The sequence below is a fragment of the Sporosarcina sp. P7 genome (assembly GCF_002743425.1).
Lineage (GTDB): Bacteria > Bacillota > Bacilli > Bacillales_A > Planococcaceae > Sporosarcina.
In genome coordinates this window covers 299,670-321,749 of sequence record NZ_PDZF01000002.1, presented here as the reverse complement: position 1 = coordinate 321,749, position 22,080 = coordinate 299,670, and the positions used below count along the sequence as shown (strand labels likewise).

General features: G+C 43.0%; 22 protein-coding genes and 1 other annotated feature (1 of these 23 cut by a window edge). Of the genes, 5 read left to right on the top strand and 17 right to left on the bottom strand.

Features of this window, described 5'->3' with window-relative positions; genetic code table 11:
* Positions 1-92: a binding site (T-box leader), on the bottom strand (it extends 115 nt beyond the left edge of the window).
* A gap of 39 nt (positions 93-131) precedes the next feature.
* From recD2 to cymR, 5 genes are read right to left on the bottom strand one after another with little or no spacing between them, the layout of a single operon-like run.
* Positions 132-2,558, bottom strand: coding sequence for an SF1B family DNA helicase RecD2 (recD2, locus tag CSV60_RS04200; RefSeq protein WP_099636067.1), 2,427 nt, complete (start codon positions 2,556-2,558; stop codon positions 132-134).
* 31 nt (positions 2,559-2,589) lie between these two features.
* Positions 2,590-3,255 carry a tetratricopeptide repeat protein gene (locus CSV60_RS04195; RefSeq protein WP_099631622.1) on the bottom strand — a complete coding sequence of 222 codons (666 nt, stop codon included), beginning with the start codon at positions 3,253-3,255 and terminating at the stop codon, positions 2,590-2,592.
* Positions 3,256-3,267: 12 nt separating this feature from the next.
* Positions 3,268-4,386: a tRNA 2-thiouridine(34) synthase MnmA gene (mnmA, locus tag CSV60_RS04190; protein ID WP_099636066.1), complete on the bottom strand. Its 1,119-nt coding sequence runs from the start codon at positions 4,384-4,386 to the stop codon at positions 3,268-3,270.
* A 21-nt stretch (positions 4,387-4,407) separates the two neighbouring features.
* Positions 4,408-5,556 carry a cysteine desulfurase family protein gene (locus CSV60_RS04185; protein ID WP_099636065.1) on the bottom strand — a complete coding sequence of 383 codons (1,149 nt, stop codon included), beginning with the start codon at positions 5,554-5,556 and terminating at the stop codon, positions 4,408-4,410.
* Between the two features lie 12 nt (positions 5,557-5,568).
* Complete coding sequence (gene cymR / locus CSV60_RS04180) at positions 5,569-5,988, bottom strand: cysteine metabolism transcriptional regulator CymR (RefSeq protein ID WP_099636064.1); 420 nt, start codon at positions 5,986-5,988, stop codon at positions 5,569-5,571.
* A 126-nt stretch (positions 5,989-6,114) separates the two neighbouring features.
* Between cymR and CSV60_RS04175 the strand changes: the two genes are divergently transcribed.
* A complete protein-coding gene (locus CSV60_RS04175) occupies positions 6,115-7,410 on the top strand; it encodes a replication-associated recombination protein A (RefSeq protein WP_099636063.1) in 1,296 nt (431 codons plus the stop codon).
* A 65-nt stretch (positions 7,411-7,475) separates the two neighbouring features.
* Here the strand turns inward: CSV60_RS04175 and CSV60_RS04170 are convergent, their stop codons facing one another.
* From CSV60_RS04170 to nadC, 6 genes are all read right to left on the bottom strand, one after another.
* On the bottom strand, positions 7,476-8,276 hold the full coding sequence (locus CSV60_RS04170) for a DUF6612 family protein (protein WP_099636062.1): 801 nt from the start codon (positions 8,274-8,276) through the stop codon (positions 7,476-7,478).
* 90 nt (positions 8,277-8,366) lie between these two features.
* A complete protein-coding gene (locus CSV60_RS04165) occupies positions 8,367-9,446 on the bottom strand; it encodes a branched-chain amino acid aminotransferase (RefSeq protein WP_099636061.1) in 1,080 nt (359 codons plus the stop codon).
* Positions 9,447-9,465: 19 nt separating this feature from the next.
* Positions 9,466-10,710 (bottom strand): glutamate-5-semialdehyde dehydrogenase, encoded by a 1,245-nt coding sequence (locus CSV60_RS04160; RefSeq protein WP_099636060.1) that lies wholly within the window; start codon positions 10,708-10,710, stop codon positions 9,466-9,468.
* Between the two features lie 19 nt (positions 10,711-10,729).
* Entirely contained in the window at positions 10,730-11,821 is a 1,092-nt protein-coding gene (gene proB, locus CSV60_RS04155; protein WP_099636059.1) for a glutamate 5-kinase, read from the bottom strand.
* Positions 11,822-12,153: 332 nt separating this feature from the next.
* Entirely contained in the window at positions 12,154-13,263 is a 1,110-nt protein-coding gene (gene nadA / locus CSV60_RS04150) for a quinolinate synthase NadA (RefSeq protein WP_099636058.1), read from the bottom strand.
* A complete protein-coding gene (gene nadC / locus CSV60_RS04145) occupies positions 13,254-14,117 on the bottom strand; it encodes a carboxylating nicotinate-nucleotide diphosphorylase (protein WP_099636057.1) in 864 nt (287 codons plus the stop codon). Before nadC ends, nadA begins: the two co-directional genes overlap by 10 nt.
* A gap of 108 nt (positions 14,118-14,225) precedes the next feature.
* Between nadC and CSV60_RS04140 the strand changes: the two genes are divergently transcribed.
* Positions 14,226-15,377: an IscS subfamily cysteine desulfurase gene (locus CSV60_RS04140; protein WP_099636056.1), complete on the top strand. Its 1,152-nt coding sequence runs from the start codon at positions 14,226-14,228 to the stop codon at positions 15,375-15,377.
* Between the two features lie 16 nt (positions 15,378-15,393).
* On the top strand, positions 15,394-15,933 hold the full coding sequence (locus CSV60_RS04135; RefSeq protein WP_099636055.1) for a transcription repressor NadR: 540 nt from the start codon (positions 15,394-15,396) through the stop codon (positions 15,931-15,933).
* Positions 15,934-15,946: 13 nt separating this feature from the next.
* Here the strand turns inward: CSV60_RS04135 and CSV60_RS04130 are convergent, their stop codons facing one another.
* Complete coding sequence (locus CSV60_RS04130; RefSeq protein ID WP_099636054.1) at positions 15,947-16,639, bottom strand: LrgB family protein; 693 nt, start codon at positions 16,637-16,639, stop codon at positions 15,947-15,949.
* A complete protein-coding gene (locus tag CSV60_RS04125; RefSeq protein ID WP_099636053.1) occupies positions 16,636-17,013 on the bottom strand; it encodes a CidA/LrgA family holin-like protein in 378 nt (125 codons plus the stop codon). The genes CSV60_RS04130 and CSV60_RS04125 overlap by 4 nt, the downstream gene beginning before the upstream one ends.
* A 245-nt stretch (positions 17,014-17,258) precedes the next feature.
* Between CSV60_RS04125 and CSV60_RS04120 the strand changes: the two genes are divergently transcribed.
* Complete coding sequence (locus tag CSV60_RS04120; protein WP_083035681.1) at positions 17,259-17,471, top strand: cold-shock protein; 213 nt, start codon at positions 17,259-17,261, stop codon at positions 17,469-17,471.
* A gap of 76 nt (positions 17,472-17,547) precedes the next feature.
* On the opposite strand, the gene CSV60_RS04115 is transcribed toward CSV60_RS04120, so the two are convergent.
* Positions 17,548-17,745: a zinc-finger domain-containing protein gene (locus tag CSV60_RS04115; protein ID WP_085133446.1), complete on the bottom strand. Its 198-nt coding sequence runs from the start codon at positions 17,743-17,745 to the stop codon at positions 17,548-17,550.
* A 109-nt stretch (positions 17,746-17,854) separates the two neighbouring features.
* Here CSV60_RS04115 and CSV60_RS04110 point away from each other — a divergent pair, with 109 nt between their 5' ends.
* A complete protein-coding gene (locus CSV60_RS04110) occupies positions 17,855-18,256 on the top strand; it encodes a reverse transcriptase-like protein (protein ID WP_099636052.1) in 402 nt (133 codons plus the stop codon).
* Between the two features lie 580 nt (positions 18,257-18,836).
* On the opposite strand, the gene CSV60_RS04100 is transcribed toward CSV60_RS04110, so the two are convergent.
* The 3 genes from CSV60_RS04100 to CSV60_RS04090 all read right to left on the bottom strand — a co-directional run bounded on the left by CSV60_RS04100 (position 18,837) and on the right by CSV60_RS04090 (position 22,080).
* Positions 18,837-20,174, bottom strand: coding sequence for an MATE family efflux transporter (locus CSV60_RS04100; protein WP_099636050.1), 1,338 nt, complete (start codon positions 20,172-20,174; stop codon positions 18,837-18,839).
* 123 nt (positions 20,175-20,297) lie between these two features.
* Positions 20,298-21,086, bottom strand: a complete 789-nt coding sequence (gene yghU / locus CSV60_RS04095) for a glutathione-dependent disulfide-bond oxidoreductase (RefSeq protein ID WP_099636049.1) — start codon at positions 21,084-21,086, stop codon at positions 20,298-20,300.
* A gap of 394 nt (positions 21,087-21,480) precedes the next feature.
* Complete coding sequence (locus CSV60_RS04090) at positions 21,481-22,080, bottom strand: metallophosphoesterase family protein (protein WP_099636048.1); 600 nt, start codon at positions 22,078-22,080, stop codon at positions 21,481-21,483.

Below are 22,080 nucleotides of genomic sequence, written 5' to 3'. Positions count from 1 at the left end.
CGTTCGCTGTAGATCTGAGAGAGCTTTTTCAGCCAAGAAGCTCTTTTCTATGACACAGAATAAACAGGTACTTGTTCCTTCAACGTTTTTGATTATTTCTAAACGAATTATAGGAAAGTTCTCTCGCTTTGTCAATCAGTCACTTCAAGAAAGTCAAATGGCGACACATTGTTCATGCCAATGAGCGGGTCGATGCCAGTAAAATTGTCCATTGTTAGCTTCGCTTGCGATGAATCTTGAGGTTCAACTGTCACTTTTGCAGGTGTTGCATCGAGAACAATGGTTTCCTCGCGTGGTGTTGTCTGATTTTCTTGTGTTTCACCCGAAATACGTTCTTTTAGCGTCGTCTGCCGTTCCGTTTCGTCAGTACGTGCAATACCCGCTTTAAATTCTTCCGCTTCACCGCACAGTATTAAGAAGTTCTTTGCGCGCGTAATCCCTGTGTAAAGTAAATTACGTCGCAACATTTTCCGCTGACTTCTCACGATAGGCATGACAACAATCGGAAATTCACTTCCTTGAGATTTATGGATAGAACAACAATACGCAAGTGTCAGCTGATTCAAATCACTTCGCTCGTACTGCACTTCATTGCCGTCATAGGAGACCACCATGATCGCTTTCTTGTCAGTAGTTTCTTTCGCTAACATGATCGCAACGACTTCGCCCATATCTCCGTTAAAGACATTACTTTCCGGTTGGTTGACAAGTTGCAGTACTTTATCTCCGACGCGATAGGTCGTTTCACCGAAAACCATTTCTTTTCTTCCTTCTGCAGGCGGATTCGTGACTTCTTGAATCATTTTATTCAAACCATCTATGCCTGCTGGACCTTTATACATCGGTGCCAATACTTGAATGTCTTTAATAGAATGTCCTTTTGATGTTGCATTTTGGACAATTTGTTTGACTGCAGGCAAAATTTGATCACTCGAAGCTTTGATAAATGAACGGTCCGATGTCTTCTTTGTGACGTCCATCGTCCATTCCTTTTGCTTGATCATATGCGCCATTTCAATAATGGTCGAGCCTTCACTTTGTCGAAAAATATCCGTCAGTTCAACAACTGGAATTTTTCCTGACTGCATGAAATCACGCAACACTTGTCCAGGTCCAACGGAAGGCAGTTGATCCTGGTCTCCAACGAATAATAACTGTGCATCGTTGCGGACAGCTTTTAACAGCTGATGCATGAGCCAAGTATCTACCATGGATGTTTCATCAATGATGATAAGATTGCCATCCACTTCGCGTTCTGTCTCCTCTTCAGCGTCTTGACCCGTAAATCCGAGTAGACGATGGATCGTCATAGCAGGTAATCCCGTCGATTCGGACATGCGTTTCGCAGCGCGTCCAGTAGGTGCTGCCAAAATGATCGGGAACGGTTCTTTTTTTCGTGCATACTCGTCGAGGTCGAGTGAGATGCCATGCAGTTCTGCATACGCCTCAACCAATCCTCTAATTACCGTTGTCTTCCCTGTCCCTGGTCCCCCCGTTAACACGAGCAGTGAAGAATGAAGGGCGCGCTCGATCGCTTCGACTTGCGTTTCGGCATATTGCACTTCCAAGCGTTCTTCAATTTCACCTATAGCTTTTCTAATTTCTGAAGCAGGAAATTGTTCAGCGACTTCATTTTCAAGAATTTTATTTACTTTAGCAGCAATACCGATTTCTGAAAAATAAAGAGATGGTAAGTAGAGACGTTGCATTTCAGCAGACAATGCGCCTTCTTCAACGAGTTCAATCACTGCTTGGGTAATCGATTCGTAGGAGATAATATGCGCCTGACTCGATTCAAGCAACTGCTTCGCTTGTGGCAAGATCACCTCAGACTCTACGTAGACATGTCCCGCTGACTGTACTTCACTATGTACGCTGTAATAAACTGCTGCCTTAATACGCGCAGGATGATCCCCGACGAGCCCCAGTTGCTTCGCTAGATCGTCAGCACGTTGAAAACCGATTCCTTCGATTTCCTGAATTAAACGGTACGGATTTTCTGTCAGAATCGTGATGGCATCATCTTGATACGCTTGATAGATCCGCATGGCCACTTGTGGACCGAAGCCCCATTCATTCAGTTGCACCATCGTCCGTTCAAGACCTAGATTCTCCTGCAACACGGAAACGAGCGTATCTTTCCGCTCGTCACTTAAACGCGGGATTTGATCAAGGACACTGCGGTCTTCAAGAACTTTCTGAATGACGTTATTGCCAAGTGTCTTGACAATATCACTAGCTGTTTTCTTCCCAATTCCAGGAAATAAATCACCGGAAAGGTAATGGATCAAACCCGCCTCTGTTGCAGGTAACTCTTTCGAAAACGTCTGCACATCGAACTGCTGTCCATGTACCGGATGGGTAACAAGTCGACCCGTAAATTTGTACTCTTCTTCCGCAACTAAAGGAGGGAATGACCCTTTGATCACTATTTCACTGTCGCGGTAGTCGGTATTGGTGGATGTGACTTTCAACTTGACGATGGAAAATAGATTCGTCGTATTATGGAAAATTGTCACGACCGGCCTACCGATTAAATATTGTCCATTTTCACTCATCGCTAGGTCTCCCTCCTTTTCACCTACTGTATTACTCGCCCTGTTCCCCAAGCTTGATCATATCGAATAAATAACGCGCCTGGGTATGGTCAGGTTCCGCAGTGAAGGCTTGCTCTAAGTGTGATAGTGCACTTGTTTTGTCTTCTGTTGAAACGGCATATAAAACGCCCAAATTATAATGGCTATCCGCATGATCAGGAGCCACTGCCAAAATGGATTCGAATACGGGCTTAGCTTCTTTAAATAATTCGAGCTTAGCTAGTAAAATCCCATACGACAATGCCACTTCCTGATCGTCAGGATTTAATTCAACGGCACGTTGCAAATAAGGCAATGCTAAGCGGTCATTACCTGTTTGTTCTATACTTTTACCGAGCATAAAATAGGCATCCGCAGAATCCAATCCTGTATTGATGGCTTTTTCATATAATTTTGCTGCTTCTTCAAAGCGCTCTTGATTGTAATACAGATTCGCCAGTCCATAAAAAGCGGTTCCTGCATTTTCATCAAGCGTCAACGCTTTTTGGAAAAATGGTTCCGCCTGCTCGGCGTCTCCAAGCGATGCAAAAATGTTTCCAATATTGATATAGCCTGTAGGCTCTTCCGGATTTTCTTCTACTGCTTTCATGAAAAGCTCAATCGCTTTCTCATAATTGCCTTCTTGCATTTCTTTAATCGCATCTTGATGTATCGACATGCTGTTGCCTCCTTATCCGACGTACGTCAGTTTCTTGCCATCTTTATATACTTCATTGATTGTCCCGCCACCTAGGCACTCATCACCGTCATACAACACGACAGCTTGTCCTGGCGTGACTGCGCGAACTGGTTCATCGAAAGTGACGATCGCTTCATCACCAACTAACTGCACAGTAACTTTCGTATCCGGCTGACGATAACGGAATTTAGCTGTACACGTGAATGTCTCCGGTAATTCTTTCGGTGTACAAATATTCATATCGGTTGCTTGTAAACTAGTTGAGAATAATGTGTCGTGATAGAAGCCTTGTTCAACTAGCAACACATTGCGTTCCAAGTCTTTACCAACCGCAAACCAAGGTTCTCCAGCTCCACCAATGCCTAGACCGTGACGCTGTCCAATTGTGTGATACATGAGTCCGTCATGCGTGCCCATCTTCACTCCGGCCATTGTCTGCATCTCGCCTGGACGTGCAGGTAAGTACTCCCCAAGGAATTCCTTAAAATTGCGCTCGCCGATGAAACAGATACCCGTTGAATCTTTTTTCTTCGCAGTTGCGAGACCTGCTTGTTCCGCGATTTCACGGACTTCACTTTTCTCCATATGACCTAGAGGAAATAGTACTTGCTGAAGTTGTTCTTGTGTTAATTGATTTAAGAAGTAGGTTTGATCTTTATTATTGTCTACACCACGGAGCATCGCTACACCGCTTTCGCGTTCTACGACTTGTGCATAATGTCCAGTCGCCAAATAATCGGCACCTAGACTTTTTGCGTGTTCGAGGAATGCTTTGAATTTAATTTCTTTATTACACATTACATCAGGATTTGGTGTGCGGCCTTTTTTATATTCATCAAGAAAATACGTGAATACTTTATCCCAATATTGTTTTTCAAAATTAACAGAGTAATACGGAATGCCGATCTGATCACAGACACTGCGTACATCTTCGAAATCTTCTGTCGCGGTACAATGTCCCGATTCGTCCGTGTCATCCCAGTTTTTCATGAAGATTCCAATCACTTCATAACCTTGTTGTTTTAAGAGTAATGCCGCAACCGAAGAGTCCACTCCGCCTGACATTCCAATGACTACACGTGTATCGGCAGGTGCTTTTTTCGTTGTCATATTGTTCATCCTTTACTTAATTCATTTCACTAGTCGTTTGACTACACTTGCGATTCGATTTGCTGCTTCTTCTATAATGGCCTCATCCAAGTCATAGCCGAAACTAATGCGGATTGAGTTCCTAGCTTTATCTGATTCTGTACCAAACATAGCTGTTACGACATGTGACGGTTCAAATGACCCTGCAGTACAAGCGGAACCGCTTGATACAGCTATGCCTTCTAAATCCAAGCTCATCAAAAATGTCTCCACATCGGTGCCTGGAAACGATACATGATAAATATGCGGTAAAGATGCTACTGCGTGGGGAATGGTCGGTCGGAAATCGATTTGCTGTTTCTCAAAGACTTCCGCCATTTTTTGTTTATACGTAGAATAGTTTTTTTGTTTTAGTAGTTTTGATTGCTCGGCAATGGATACCGCCTCTGCAAATGCAACTGCAGCTGGTACGTTTTCTGTACCTGCGCGGCGTTTCTTCTCTTGTGAACCTCCGAGTACTTGGCTCGACAGCACCTTGCCATTTCGCTGATAAAGAAAGCCGATGCCTTTGGGTCCATTCAATTTATGTGCTGAAACTGACAATAAATCGACTTGCAACTCTTCAACATCGAGTTGGCACGTACCGTAAGCTTGCACCGCATCTGTGTGGAAGACGGTCTGATGTGTCGAGAGTAGCTGGCCGATCTCCGCAATCGGCTGGATCGTTCCCACTTCATTGTTTCCGTACATAATAGACACCAAAATAGTTTCATCTGTTAACGCATGCTGAACTTGCTCTGCTGTAATGACCCCATTGCGGTCAGGTGAAAGATAAGTCACGTTATAGCCTTGTGACTCCAGTTGTTTACACGGGTTTAACACCGCATGATGTTCGATTTCCGTTGTGATAATATGTTTGCCTTCTGTTTTCACCGACTGTACGTACCCAAAAATCGCTAAGTTATCCGCTTCTGTTCCTCCAGAAGTAAGAATGATTTCATTGGGTGACGCATTGATCGAGGATGCTAACGTTTTGCGAGCATCTTCCAGCACTTTCTTCGCGTGACGACCCAATTGATGCGTACTTGAAGGATTACCATACGTATCTTGCAACGCAGTCGTGAATCGCTCCAATACGACTGGATGCATCGGTGTCGTTGCAGCATAATCTAAATATATAGCTGGTTTCATAGCTAAACTCCTTTAAATATAGAACATGTATTCATCGATAGTGGACGTATCTTCAAATTCAATTAAATCCTTAATCGTCGTATGATCTAATACCCCTCGGATGGCATCTCCGATTCGTTTCCATAGTTCGCGTTGCGGAATATCATCGTCATCAAGTCCTTCGACTAATTGGATCGGTCCTTCAAGCAAACGGATTATGTCACCTGCCATAATTTCAGAAGGATCTTTGGCGAGTTTATAGCCACCGTATGCCCCGCGGACACTTTTCACCATTCCGCTGTTGCGCAAAGGTGGGATGAGTTGTTCCAAATATGCTTCGGAGAGATTTTGCTCTTCTGCGATTTTACGCAAAGGCACAGGACCTTCTCCATATTTTCGTCCTAATTCTACTATTACTGTAAGTCCGTATCGGCCTTTAGTGGATATTTTCATTGGGCATCGTCCTTTACTAAAATTGCTGAAATCAGTATAGCATAATTGTATCATTGGTTCTTGCAAATGACTTCACTAATGTTTTACAGTATAATGAAAGAACAAACGTACGCTAGGAGGATATACATGCATAATGAACCTTTGGCTTTTCGTATGCGGCCCGAGACGATTGATGAAGTGATCGGACAAGACCACGTCATCGGCAACCATACTCCCTTATATCGGATGATCAAGAACGGGCATGTCCCGTCTCTTTTATTATATGGTGAACCAGGCATTGGCAAAACGTCTCTAGCCTACGCGATCGCGGGTACGTCGAAACTACCTTTCATTGCGTTGAATGCGACAGTAGCAGGCAAAAAAGATGTTGAAGATGTAGTGAAAGAAGCGCGGATGACAGGTAAAGTATTGCTATTCTTAGATGAAATCCATCGTTTTAATAAATTGCAACAAGATACGCTACTTCCTCACGTAGAAAGCGGTTCGATTGTCTTGATCGGCGCGACAACGGAAAATCCATTTCATGACGTCAATCCCGCTATTCGTTCACGTTGTGGTGAAATCGTTCAATTGAAGCGATTACAACCAACTGACTTACTCAAATTACTTGAGCGTACGTTAACAGACGAGAAAAAAGGACTTGGTAAGGAAACGATTGACATCACTACGGAACAACTAGAGAAAATCTCAGAAGGTGTGAATGGTGATGCGCGAAAAGCGTTAACTTTCCTTGAATCATTACTTGCTGCAAGTGATGAAGAGGATGGCAAAATTATTATTGAAGATGCATTACTTGATCAATTATTAACTAGGATTAGTTTACTAGGCGACAAAAAGGGCTCACATCATTTTAATTTATTATCCGCTTTGCAAAAAAGTGTACGCGGCAGCGATGTCGATGCGGCGCTTTATTATTTGGCCCAATTACTTGAAATTGGGGATCTAACTGCCGTTACAAGACGCATGCTCGTCATGAGTTATGAAGATATCGGATTGGCAGCGCCGGATGTAGGGAGCCGAGTTCTTGCGGCTACAGACGCCGCACAGCGTCTCGGCATGCCAGAAGCCCGTATTCCACTTGCCACGGCAATTATAGAAATGTGTTTAGCATCTAAATCAAACTCCGCTTATAAAGCGATCGATGCGGCTACAAAAACCTTACATGAAAAACCAACTGGGGAAATTCCTATGCATTTACGTGACACACACTACAGCGGATCAGCTGCACTCGGTCATGGAGGCTACGTCTACCCACACGCAACGCCAGTAGGGACATTTGGCGGTTGGACAGACCAACAATACATGCCTGACAGCCTAGTGAATTCCAAATTCTACACACCTGTAGAAGCAGGCGAAGAAACTAGAATGGCCGCCATTCACAAACGGCTTCAGTCATTTAAAGGTAAAAAGAATCCACTTTAAAGATTTAGCTAGATATAGCAAAAAATCCACACCAACCTTCAGTAGGTCAGTGTGGATTTTTTCTATTACTTGAACATCTCCGCATCTTTCGGTGTGGAAATCGCATCGATATCATTAAAATAACTATACTTTGCATCGAGTTTCTGCTTATATCGAATATAATCCCGGCCGAAATAACTCGTGACATTCGCTGACATCTTCATTCCCGTCACAAACATCGTTTTTTCATTTACCGTTAGCTCTACATCCAGTTTCTCCACTACAGGGAATCCGCCATGCGTATGGACAAACTTTTCTGGTTGCGGACTATTCACTGATACCACTTCCATCAACTGTCGATAATCAGCTGGGGATAGTGAAAACTGCAATGCATAGCCATAATCAATCTTTTCTATTTCTGCATCATGCAAGAAAGGTTTTAACAGCGAAAAGTCCATTACAGGCGAAACAAACGGCACCCACACACCAAGTAATTCCGTGCGTTGCTTTTCTGTTAGCTCTTGCCATTCACTTTTTTCTGTTTCAACTGTCTCTTGCATAGCTAATTCATCACCTTGGCGAAATAGTTGAATGTTTTTCGCGCCTTGTTTTGGAATTTTCCAGACGACTTCCTCTGAAATTTTCAATGGATTCTGTTCAATATCCGCCTGAACTTGTACATTTTTACTTGTCCGTTTTGCAGGATCGGATGTAACGCTACTTTCGTCGTACGCGATATTGGCATGGACAGACTCCAATTCATTCATCGCTTGCTCCGCTTTCTTCAATAAATCTTCCGCACTCGACGGAGCGGAAGACGTTTTTCCGCATCCTGTCACTGTAAATAGCATCACTGCCAGGAATAGAACGCTCAAACTTTTGTTCATCAGGAAACTCCCCTTCAATCAAAACTATTTACAGTGTACTTCACAGCACCGCAGTTGTCACGGACCATTCCACCTTATTTGTGAAGGAAATTAGTCTACCGGCACAACCCAGTTAAATGGATCCTCTACTTTTCCTGTCTGGATGCCTGTAATCGTCTCATAAAGTTTTAATGAAAGCTCACCGATTTCATTCTGATTGATCTCGCATTTTTCGCCTTCAAAGAACAGTTCGCCTATGGGGGAAATAACAGCGGCCGTTCCTGTCCCAAACGCTTCTTCCAACGTGCCTGCGCGATTGGCTTCCATAATTTCCTCGATGGACACTTTACGTTCTGTTACGGGAATATCCCAAGCTATCAATAACTCAATAACGGACTTGCGCGTGATGCCTTCTAAAATACTACCATTGAGGCTTGGCGTGATAATCTCTCCATTGATTTTGAAGAATACATTCATCGCGCCTACTTCTTCGATATAGCGATGTTCTTTTGCATCAAGCCATAGAACTTGCGAATACCCTTCTGCTTCCGCAACTTCTTGAGCTTTCATCGCCCCAGCATAGTTACCGGCTGTTTTCGCAGAGCCTGTACCACCTACTGCGGCCCGGACATACTGTGATTCAACCGCAATCTTGACAGGATTCACTCCTTCTTTATAATACGGACCTACCGGCGATAAAATAATCATTAGGCGGTACGTTTTAGAAGGGGCTACACCTAAATAAGGTTGTGTAGCGAAAATGAAAGGACGCACATAAAGTGATGTCCCTGCTCTATCGGGAATCCAATCTTTTTCAAGAGAAATCAATTCCTTTAGTGCACTTAATACGAATTTCTCATCGAACATCGGCATGCATAATCTATCACTAGAACGGTTCAGCCGTTTCATGTTTTCCTCCGGACGGAATAAAACTACTTCTTTGTCTTCATTTACATAAGCTTTCAAACCTTCGAAAACAGTTTGTCCATAATGCAACACGATAGCGGCTGGATCCAACAGAAACGGCTTATACGGCTCAATACGCGGATCATGCCATCCCGTTCCATCTGTATAGTCCATCACAAACATGTGATCAGTGAAAATTGTTCCGAAAGCAAGTGGATCATCCGCTGCCGGCTTGTCTTTTGGTGCGGAAGTTTCAAAATGTAAAATATGTTTTTCATTTGCCATACATAAACCCTCCTACATATTATCTGATTTGCCCGGTTCCCCGAATAACAAATTTTGAAGAAGTCAATGCCTCTAATCCCATTGGACCTCTTGCGTGAAGCTTTTGTGTACTGATACCTATTTCTGCACCATATCCGAATTCAAAGCCATCCGTAAAGCGAGTGGAAGCATTAACGTAAACAGCTGCCGCATCGACGCTATTCAAAAATTGCTCAGCATGTGCATCCGTCTGTGTAATAATACTTTCTGAATGCTTCGTGCTATATGTTGCAATATGATCGAGTGCTTGCTGTATATTTTCCACGCTTTTTACGCGTAATGTCAAGTCCAGGTATTCACTTGACCAATCATTTTCTTCAACCGCAGCGATATTCGAATCAAACGCCTGAAGTTTCTCGTCACCTTGCAGTTGAACATCATGGTCTTGTAATGCGTTGATCAATTTTTTTCCGTACTGCGACAACCAGTTGGAATCGATCAGAACGGTTTCGATCGCGTTACAAACCGACGGACGCTGTGTTTTGGCATTGACTACTATATCAATCGCCATTTTCTCATCTGCGGATTCATCAATAAATACATGACAGTTCCCCGCCCCTGTTTCAATCACCGGTACCGTAGATTCACGGATAACAGTCTGGATTAACTTCGCACCGCCACGTGGAATCAAAACATCTAAATAGTCGTTGAGTGTGAACAATTCTTTTGCTGTTTCTCGACTCGTGTCTTCGATTAATTGAACAGAATCGACTGGTAATGAACTTTTTTCGAGTCCGCGTTGAATAACACGCCATAGGGCCAAATTGGAATATTTTGCGGACGAGCTACCACGCAACACGACCGCATTCCCTGTTTTCAATGCCAACGATGCAGCATCTATCGTAACATTCGGACGCGCTTCATAAATCATGGCGATGACACCAATGGGCACGCGCTTCTTGACAATATGTAATCCGTTCTCCTTATAGATTTCCTCTAGCGTTTCTCCAATTGGATCTTGTAAATCAATTAGTAGACGAACACCTTCCGCCATAGCTTCAATGCGTTCAGGCGTCAATAAAATACGATCGAGAACAGCTGCGTCAATTCCTTTTTCGCGACCTTCTTTAATATCTTTTTTATTCTCAGCGAGCAATTGATCCTGTTCTTTCATTAATTGATCAGCAATTAACTGCAATGCATCGTTTTTCTCTGCTGTCGTTGCTACGTTCAGCACAATACTCGCTTCTTTTGCCGCCTTGCCTTTATCTCTAATCTCACTCATACTATTTTCTCTCCTTTAATTATACTTGTACCCAGCGGTCCCGGTGAATGACTTCTAGCATCGGTTTGGATTCTTCCAGTTTATCCTTATCGGATATCGTTTGCTTTAATTGCTCAGACGAATAGGTGACTTCACCTTTACCGATCAAACCATCTAAACCAAACACTTCCACCACTTCTCCAATACCAAAATCACCCTGTACTTTAAAGACACCTGCAGGTAATAAACTGCGTCCGTTATGCACAATGGCTTCTTCAGCCCCTTTATCCACGTACAGACGTCCAGTCGATTCGGAATGAAGGGCAATCCATTGGCGGTTCGTATTGATCGTATGGGCAACAGGACTGGAAATATATGTGCCGTCTCCATGACCTTTTAAAATATCCAGCAATTTTGATGGACCGCGTCCTGTTCCGATGAAGACCGGAACTGCCAACGTGTGTGCGGTTTTTGCAGCTAGTATCTTCGAACGCATGCCCCCTGTACCAACTTTCGAGCCGACATCGTCAGCGCCACCCAGTAATTCATCCGTGATTTCATCCAATTTAGTCAATCGTACAGCGTCTGGATCTGTTCGTGGATTACTTGTGTAGATCCCGTTGACATCGGTTAAGATAATCAACTGATCCGCATGTAGAAAACCACTGACCAATGCGGATAGCATATCATTATCACCAAACGTTAACTCGTCAATGGATACTGTATCATTTTCGTTAATGATCGGCATAATGCCACGATCAAGTAATTCAGACATCGCTGCAAATGCGTTGCGGTATCGATCGCGATCGGCAAAGTCATGACGCGTCAATAAGATCTGAGCTGGAATGACTTTATGTGCGCTAAACCTCTCAATATAGGACTGTATCAATAAGCTCTGCCCTACTGCTGCTGCGGCTTGTTTACCTTTTATGGTCTGTGGACGGGTAGGATAACCGAGACGGGCAAAGCCTGCCGCCACCGCTCCTGAAGAGACAACAATGACTTCATGTCCAACGTTTTTTAGCATCGCCAAGGCATCGACATGATCATTGAATTTTACCTGATCGATTTCTCCATTATCATTCGTTAACGAGCTGCTACCGATTTTCACAACTATTCGTTGTCTTTTCATATGAATTCGCCTTCCATTTCTCCATATCATCTATATTTATAAAATAAAAAAGCCCAATCGTCCCGATATAATCAGGACGAAAGGACGTAACTTCCGCGGTGCCACCATCATTGGACTCGTCTTCACGAATCCCACTTTCCTTTTAACGCCAAGGTCCGCGCCTGTTTTTTACAGGACTCAAAAGGCAGGTTCGACAAGGCATTGCGACGGAAACTTCCAGCCGATGGATTCCGCTCTCTAACACATGCTATTTATCTACTGGTCCTTCTTCAACATTCACTATCATTTTCCCAATCATACAATATTCAGAGTAATTGTCAAGCGCTGCTACGTTAGTTTCGTTGCAACATACGGTTAAGCGCATCAATCGCTTCAGCGGAAGTCACTGCATCCACTTTGATGATATTTTGCTCTGCGCCTTCCATGATACTTTCCAAACTCCATAGTAAATGGGGTAAATCGATACGGTTCATTGTCAAACAAGGACACATTAAAGGGTTTAAGGAAATGATATCTTGCTCAGGATGATTTTCCGTCAGGCGGTTGACCAAATTCATTTCCGTGCCAATCGCCCATTTCGTACCAGGAGCCGCGGCTTCAATTTGATCAATAATATACTTCGTAGAACCAGCGTCATCAGACTTCATCACGACTTCATGTGAACATTCCGGGTGGACGATAATACGCCGATCAGAATCATTTTCACGTAACTGACGAATGTTTTCTACCGTGAAGTTCTCGTGAACCGAGCAATGCCCTTTCCATAATATCACTTGACACTCTTCGTTTTGTCCATCGTATTCGAGAGTATCCGTTATGGGATTCCATACGGCCATATGATCAAGAGGCACACCGAGCCCATACGCTGTATTGCGTCCTAAATGCTGATCAGGTAAGAATAAAATTCGTTTTTTCTGAGTGAATGCCCATTGAACGATTTCTTTCGCATTTGACGAAGTCACTGTCGCGCCACCATTACGGCCGACGAACGCTTTAATTGCTGCCGTTGAATTGACATACGTCAATGGCAGAATCGTATCACCAAAACGCGCTTGCAAGTCCTTCCATGCGCGTTCCGTTTGGAAAATGTCCGCCATATCAGCCATCGAACAACCGGCACGCATATCAGGCAAATAGACTTTTTGATTTTCCGTTGTTAGAATGTCCGCCGTTTCCGCCATGAAGTGCACACCGCAAAACACAATATGTTCCGCTTTTTCGTTTGCTGCGCAAATTTGTGCTAATTGCAAAGAATCTCCCGTAGCATCCGCAAATTGAATGACTTCATTTTTCTGGTAGTGGTGGCCAGGAATAAATAATTTGTTTCCCAATGTTTGTTTAATGGCCCGAATTTTTTCTTCCATTTCACTCACCGTATACTGTTTATATTGTTCAGGCAACATAGCGTTTGCCTGTTCTTTTAGAAGTTCCATCATCGACATATTCTTCCATCCTCCTGCGTAGTAAGTTGTATAGTTGCACTAATGTCAGCTGCAATTACGGAATGTGTCAGTGCGCCAACCGATATGTAATCTATTCCCGTCTCACCATACGAAGCGATGGTGTCTTCTGTAATCATGCCGGAAGCTTCGGTTATGATATCCGGGGGGACTAATGGCAACCAGTCCGTAATTTGTTGTGGCGTTCGGTTATCAAACATAATAATATCCACGTTTGCCTCTATAGCTTCTTGGAGTTGCGCTAGTGATTCAATTTCTACTTCTATTTTCACCGTATGACCTAATCGTGTTCTCAGTAGTTGCACGGCATTCATAATAGAACCTGCATATGCCAAGTGATTATCTTTTAGCATCACCGCGTCATATAAACCGTTGCGGTGATTAAATCCACCGCCTGTACGAACTGCATATTTATCTAGCATGCGGAGTCCGGGTGCTGTCTTGCGTGTATCACAAACTCTTGTATTCGTTCCCGACAATAAAGCGGTTAGGTCAGCAGTTTTCGTTGCAATCGCAGTCATTCGCTGGATACAATTCAGTATCACTCGTTCCGCGGTCAATAGACTTCTAACAGGCCCTTTTACAGTCGCAAGTATTTGCTTGTCCGTTATTCTTTCACCGTCTTCTACGAGACACGTGACTTCTATAGAAGGATTCATCACTTGAAAACCTGTCGTGATGACATCTCCCCCGCAAAATACTCCCGAAGTTTTAGTGATGATTTGCATTTCACCTATCGCGTCTGCAGGAAATAATGAATTAGCCGACAAATCACCATCTCCCACGTCTTCTATGAAAAACTGTTCAAGCATTGAGACCAATTTGATTCTATTCATCTGTATTCCTACGACCCTTCTTTTGACATAGTGTCTTTACATCTATCTTTACATATATACAGTTGTATGACAAGATGAATATATTAATTTTTGCAGGAGGTCATTCATTTGCATTACTTTGATTACGCTGCCACGACACCTCTTCGTGAAGAAGCTGCCTCGGTCTATGTGTCCATCTCTCAACAACAGTTTGGCAACACGACAAGCCTACACGATGCGGGAGGAGCTGCACAAAACATCTTGACCCATAGCAGACAACACCTATCTGCACTTCTTGGTGTACGTCCTGAAGGGATATACTTCACTTCAGGCGGTACGGAAAGTAACACGCTCGCACTACTATCTTTAGCTGAGTCTGCAAAGAAAAAAGGACAGCATATTATTCTTTCTGCCGCGGAACACCCTTCTTTGCATTCAGCTGCTGCGTACCTTGAAGGGCAAGGCTTCCATATCACCATGATCCCTTTTACAACGAAAGGTATCATCGATTTACAAGCACTTGAAAATGCCATTACTGAACAAACGACTGTTGTATCTGTGCAACACTGCAATCCTGAAATCGGTACCATTCAACCGATCCAATCCATATCTGAATTAGTAAAACCTAAAGGGATTTATTTGCATAGTGACTGTGTACAATCATTCGGTAAATTATCTGTTCGTGATATCTCTCCATATGTAGACAGCTTGTCCATATCAAGCCATAAAGTGCACGGTCCAAAAGGGGTTGGCGCAGTCTATATTAATCCACACATTCGTGCAGTTCCGCTATTTCCAGGGGCCACACAAGAGAAAGGATTTAGGGGTGGAACGGTGAATGTACCAGGAATTGCTGCATTCGTTACGGCAGCTGAGCTGGCAAATCCCAATGAAGTAAAGTACGCTACATTACGCACTCTCTTTATGGATATACTTTCCACCCGGCAAGATTTATTCACTTTCTATGGCAGTCTAAAGACATTTGAACAACTTCCGCAAATTATGGGTCTATGCGCCAACCATTCAGAAGGACAGCTCATTATGTTAGAATTAAATAGAAGAGGATTTGCGGTGTCGACAGGCAGTGCTTGCCAAGTCGGTCAGCAACAGTCATCTATGACGATGAGCGCGATGAATATACCCGCCCACTTGGCGAAAGGATTCATTCGGATTTCATTTGGCGAGACATCAACGCGAGCAAATGTCACTCAACTGGCAATCGCGTTACTTGAAGTCGCGGTATTACCACATACAGCACAAACCCCGATAGATATTTTATAGATAGAAGGTGAGAAATTTGCGACCAAAAGCAAAAGTGGCAGGAGAACAGCGTCGAAATTTGATTCTCCAAACGTTAAAAGAAGCTAATCATCCCGTTACGGGTGCAGAACTAGGTGACTTAACAAAAGTCAGCAGACAAGTAATCGTCAGTGATATTAATTTATTGAAAGCAAAAGACGAACCCATCATGGCGACGAATCAAGGATATTTATACACACAGTCAACTAAAAGAATAAAAGACATGGAAAAAATCATCGTCTGTAAACATTCTCCTGAACAAACAGAGGAAGAGTTGCATATTTTAGTCGACCACGGCGTAACCGTAAGAGATGTCCGAGTTGAACATCCTGTGTATGGCGATGTGCGCGCATCGATCATGGTATCGAACCGGCAAGAAGTCAAGACGTTCATCGAACAGATCCAGCAAGCACAAGCACCTTATCTATTGAATTTGGATGATAGCGGGATTCATTTACACGCTATTTCCGCTCCACGAATAGAACAGCTACGCGATGCAGAAGAAGCATTAAAAAAAGCGGGATTCCTAATTGAATAGGAATTCCGCTTTTCTATGGAAATAACCAAATACCGAATAGAGGGCCTGCAAGCGCACCGATAATTGCTGACAACGTCATGGCAACTGAACTCATGGAAGACGTTTGTTCACCGTACTCAAGTGATTTAGATGTTCCAATTGCGTGTGCTCCCACTCCAAGACCGATGCCCTGACCAATCGCTGTGTCAATCTTGAACCAGCGATTGATCCAAGGACCCATAAGGATTCCAGCGAGACCGGCGATAATAACGAATACCGTCGCCAGTGAAGGAATACCACCGAGTTCTTCTGCTATTTGCATGGCAATTGGGGATGTAATGGATTTCGGTAAAATACTCGCTAGAAGTTCAGTCGAAAATCCGACCCACCTTGCTGCTAGGACACCTGTCAACATTCCGACAATACCTCCAACAACGACTCCACCAAAGATAGGCAATACATTCTTTTTGATGACATCCCGTTGTTTATAGAGTGGAATACAAAGAGAGACAATGGCAGGGCCAAGCAACGCGTCAATCCATTTACCACCTACCATATACGTTTCATAAGACGCGTCGAATAACGATAACAATACAATGACTGCGATAGTCGTTGTCAGGATGGGTACTAAAAACGGCGAACGTAACCTTACGTAGACGGCATTCATCACAAAATAAAGAATAACCGTGAATAAGATCATCGTGAAGGCAAGTACAACTGTATTCATGAAAGAGTCCCCTCCTCTTTCACATTGCGCTTGGCCATAAATTGGCTGACTAAACTGGCTACGACCATCGTGATAAATGTACTACCGATTGTAATCAAGATCAGTAGACTTCCTTTCCCTGCGAACACATGACCATAATCCATCACGCCAACCGTTGCGGGAATCAGATATAGTGGCAAAGTCGATAGAAATACATATGCACCTTTTTCCACCCAGCGAAGTGGGATGATTTTGATCGATAACAGTCCCCATAACACTAGCAAACCGATAATACTACCTGGCAACGGAATGGAGAGTTTCGCGTGTAAAAATTTTCCTGTTAGAAAGAGTATGTATAAAAATCCTACTTGCAAAAGCGTGATGACAATTTTCACTCCAACACTTCCTTACCTAATCCATAAGTATAGTAAAAATGAATCTTTCTTCATTATAGATACTATTCAGACAAAAACCAATACTTTCCTCGCTATTTTTAAATAGTAATCAGAGTATTCCGTCTAACATTGACACGCTTGGTCCACTCATGTATAGTGTAAGAAGCCGTATTGTGTAAGTTGTCCGTAGTAGGCTTGCACGTTACGTGTGGAGATGGATTTCTAATTGCCGAGGAGGAATTATTATGCACCAAGGTAAAGTGAAGTGGTTCAGCAGTGACAAAGGGTATGGGTTTATCGAAGCAGATGATGGTGAAGATGTATTTGTGCATTTCACAGGAATTGCTACAGATGGATTTAAAACACTGGCTGAAGGTCAAACAGTTTCTTTTGAAGTAATTGAAGGAAATCGTGGTCCACAGGCGGCTAACGTATCGACTCTTGAGGATGAAGTGTAACCTCATCTCGACATAGACAGCTGAATTTATAACATAAACAAAGCATCCACGCAGTTGCGGGATGCTTTTTCATTATTTATTTGGAGGCAGTACTGATCTTGTTAATTTCTCTCCCAAGGAATTGTAGCTGATCTCCTACTGTACAGTCAGAAATACAAAATTGGTGAGCGCCTGTTTTGCCGCGTTCGTTTGTAAGTTGTTTTTTAACGTAACAACCTTCACAATATATATCAAGCAATTGATTAATTTCTTTCATGACAACGACTTTATTCATTAGAAAAGAACTCCCACCTTTCTTTTATCTATTTTAAGTCGGCTGACGGGATGTTGCAAGTGTTTCCACATTTTTTACAATTCATTACCAGATTGGAGCGAAAAATATTATGTTGGAAGTGTACATAGATGGTGCAAGCGCAGGTAATCCGGGGTTGAGCGGAATTGGTGTGTATATTAAAGGAGAAGGTCAGGACGTGCGGATTAGTGAGCCGATTGAGCCGACGAATAATCATCACGCGGAGTTTCAAGCGCTTGTGAGAGGTCTTGAGGAGGCGTCAAAGCTGACAACAGGCATGGTGTCGATGCGCTCGGATTCGACGGTGGTCGTGCAGTCGATGGAGAAGGAATTTGTAAAGAACGCGCAGTATGCACCTTATTTGCAAGAGGCATTGAGACTAGCAGCGACGTTTGAATTGTTCTTTATTAAGTGGATTGCCGACAGTACAAACAAGACGGCAGATATGCTTGCGCGACAAGCGATTTTGATGCAGAAAAAGCAAAAAGGATGAGCTGGGCGAGATGTTTTGTCATCTTGTGAGAACCGTCACTAAAAGAGTGTACTGCTAGTGCTTTATTTTTATTCGTAAAGGTCGTGCTTCATGACGACCTTTCTTGCAGGGGATTAAGTGGTTGCGACCGTAGATCTGTGCTGCAGCCGGACGTGTATCTTACGAGCGGAGAACAAAAAGTAGATGACTAAAATTAGTGGGTAAACATAAAGTGATACTCTCCCGAATTTGTCTTTTTACGCTGAACAAGGATAAAGTGGCATTGGTATGAATAATCTACCCGAAAAAATAAAAAGGCAAAGAAAAGCCATTCTTATAAGTAGACTAACAAAAGAAATCATTCCTACTCTCCGGGTACTTTGCAAGAGTATGACCTCCTAATTCTCGACAAGATGATAGTCCGTTACATGTTTTTTATTCCGCATATCAACCTCATTAAACGCGGTATTCCGTGAACCTATATAACATAGCCCCCCCGCTGTTTTAGCACTATACATATTCCATTGCAATGATTGAATTAGGTTCACGAATCGGTCTTCATACTTTCTATATCCAGTACCTTCCACTCTAGTCGTTTGATTCATTCCCCGAAAGCTTCGGCTTCTCGCCATTTTCCATATCGGTAATACATAAACGCGACGATACTACTAATAACAAAACTGACGCCCATCCCGAGTGCAATTCCTTTCTCACCCATGATGCCTGACAATATGTACGTAATGGGAAAACGAAGAATCCAAAAAGAAATGATGTTTAGCACAAGCACTTGGAACATTGCGCCCGCCGCACGGACAGCCCCATTTAAAACAAAATTAATGCCTAGGAACGGATAAAATAATGCAATTACCTTTAAATAGTTTTTACCAAAATCAGCGGCTTCCGGTTCCGTTATGAATAGCTTAATCCCATAATCTGCAAATAGGATGATAAGAATTGCGATTGCAAACATGATAATCAAATTATATATAAACCCGTACAACGTAATTCTATGAACCCGGTCCCATCTGCCCGCCCCGATATTTTGACCCGCCATACTATTGACCGCAGTTCCGAGTGCTTGGGCCGGCAGCATAATCAAACTATCCAATCTTTGTGCCGCCCCGTATCCCGCGACAACTGCCGGGCCGAATGATGCGACTACACTCATGATTGCCATCACACCAGCCGAAATGACGCTCATCTGTAAACCCGCAGGAATTCCCAACTTCAATATATCGAGTACTTCCCGACGCTCTGGAATATGCGGTTTTGAGAATGGAACCAGGCTTTTCCGCACTGAATAAATAGCACCAGCGGCAAATGCGATTCCCTGTGAGAATATCGTTGCATAGGCAGCGCCTTGAACTCCCCATCCAAAGACGTAAATAAATAAAGGATCAAGTACTGTGTTCAAAATAACTGCGGCTAACACAAAATAAAGCGGTGTCTTCGAATCGCCTACCGATCTTAATACGGTACCAATAAAATTATAGCCGAATAAGAAAAGGATCCCGATGAAATTAATTCGTAAATACGAAACGCCCATCGCCAACATCGCCTCGGGAGTTCCAAGTAAAAACAAGAGTGGTTCCGCTAATATAAATCCTGCAACACCTAGCATGATGGACATGCCGAAAAGCAGAACGACAAATGCATTCAAATAACGCCGAAGGCCCGACTCGCTACCTCTGCCTTTTTGCTGGGATAAAATTGTCAGTGCGGCATTGTTCAAGCCGATGACGAATGACAAAACCGTAAAGACGACTGTCCCAGAAATAGCCACAGCACCAAGTGCATCCGCACCAATCAAATTCCCAACCCACAAGCTATCGATAAATTGATAGGATGCTTGTAGTAAATTTGTTATCATAATGGGTCCTGAAAAAAGCATGAGTTGTTTTATTATATTTCCTTCTGTAAAATCCTGCTGCCTTACCATCCTTTTCCTCCCTGCATTTAATAAAAACTCACCACTTGATCTTTTTTAATTTTTAGCGACCTATTACGGAAAAGCTGTTGCTATTTTCAAGAGGTAAAGCATCAACACATGTCTTTTTTGAAACTACTCCCCAATCGACTGATACTCTGCTGCAAGACCTTTTTGAACGCCTGGTCGTTTCGCAATGCGATGAGACCATTCCAAGAGATGGGTATATTCATCCATGTTTAAAAATTCATAAGAGCCTTCATACAATTTTCCTAAAGCTAAACGTCCGTACCAAGACCATATCGCAATATCTGCAATCGTATAGGTATCACCAGCGATATAAGAACGCTGAGCTAATATTTTATCTAGTACGTCTAATTGACGTTTCGTTTCCATAGTAAAACGATCAATTGGATATTTCATAGGCTCTGGCGCGTAAGCAAAAAAGTGACCAAACCCTCCACCAACATATGGACCCGACCCAATTTGCCAGAATAGCCAATTAAGGGTTTCTGTCCGTCCATGAATATCTGTGGGGATCAGCTTATTAAATTTCTCAGCCAAGTAAAGCAAAATCGACCCTGATTCAAAAACTTCCACACGTGGACTTTGACTTTGATCGACTAGGGCGGGGATCTTAGAATTAGGATTGATCTCGACAAAATCTGAACCAAATTGTTCATCGGCACCAATATTAATTTTATACAAATTATAGTCTGCACCGTCGACATCCAACTCTTTTAATTCTTCCAGCATAATCGTCACTTTAATACCGTTCGGCGTTCCCAGTGAATAGAGTTGGAACGGTGCCTCTCCGACTGGTAGTTTTTGTTCAAAACGTTCACCGGCTGTCGGACGATTACCGCCACTATTCGAATTCTCTACTTCCCACTTCCACACGTTTGATAATTCATATTTTGTCATTTCAACACGCCTCCTACTATCTATTTAGTAACTCCATCATACTAACAGTATAAAGCTATTTCCAATATTTAGTTTCTTCATCTACGTAACAAAGAGGTTCTAGCTTTTCGTCTTCCTTTGTATAAGGTTTCCGAGTATCTTCGATGATGATATAAGCCAATACTACATTATCTATTAAAAAGCGGAAAATCTCCAAATCCCTTCACCTAAATTTTCTATCAATTAAAATCATTTTTCAACTTCCACAACTGCAACTATATGCATGTGCTTTATTCATTCCTCATGGTCGCATCATCCTTTTCTATTTCAAAAATAAAAAAGCACCGCAAAATGCGATGCTTCCCATGTTATTTTACTATTCACCACTCAACTAAACGAGCTAGACATGAATCCCTCAGCCTTTTGATGCTTTCATAAATCTAACATTTTGTTTTTCAGAATCATATAATACCCATTCTCTAAAGCCTACTACAGCACCTACGTTAACGATATTTCGAGATCCCACAACCGGCAGCTCGTCGTTCCAGCTAATCGGCACAGATTGTCCATCACTCGTGAAGCTTGATCGGTGGGTATGTCCGTGAAATACCAGGTGCACCTCTGGTAGATACTCAGCAAGCCACGCCTCTGCTTCGTTATGTGGCCATTGGTGACCATGGATGACAACTGCCGTGTCTATCTTTAGAGCTTCAGGTAAGTCGTTCAAGAAGTCCCGTATAGGTTCCGACTGCTTTGTCAGCAACAGAATTCGTTCTTCTTGATTGCCGTAAATTGATGGAAAATTGAATAGCCCATCGATACCATCAGGATGTTTGATCACTTCTTCGACAGTAGGATACATCTGGCCATGAAGGTCTTTTTTGCTGACCGTGCATTCATATAAATCGCCCGTCCCGATGATAGTTGCTTCAGGTGCTTCATCAGCAATGTGTGCCAGTACTGCTTGCAAATCTTCCCTAGATGAATGAATATCTCCCAGCAATGCGAATTGCAT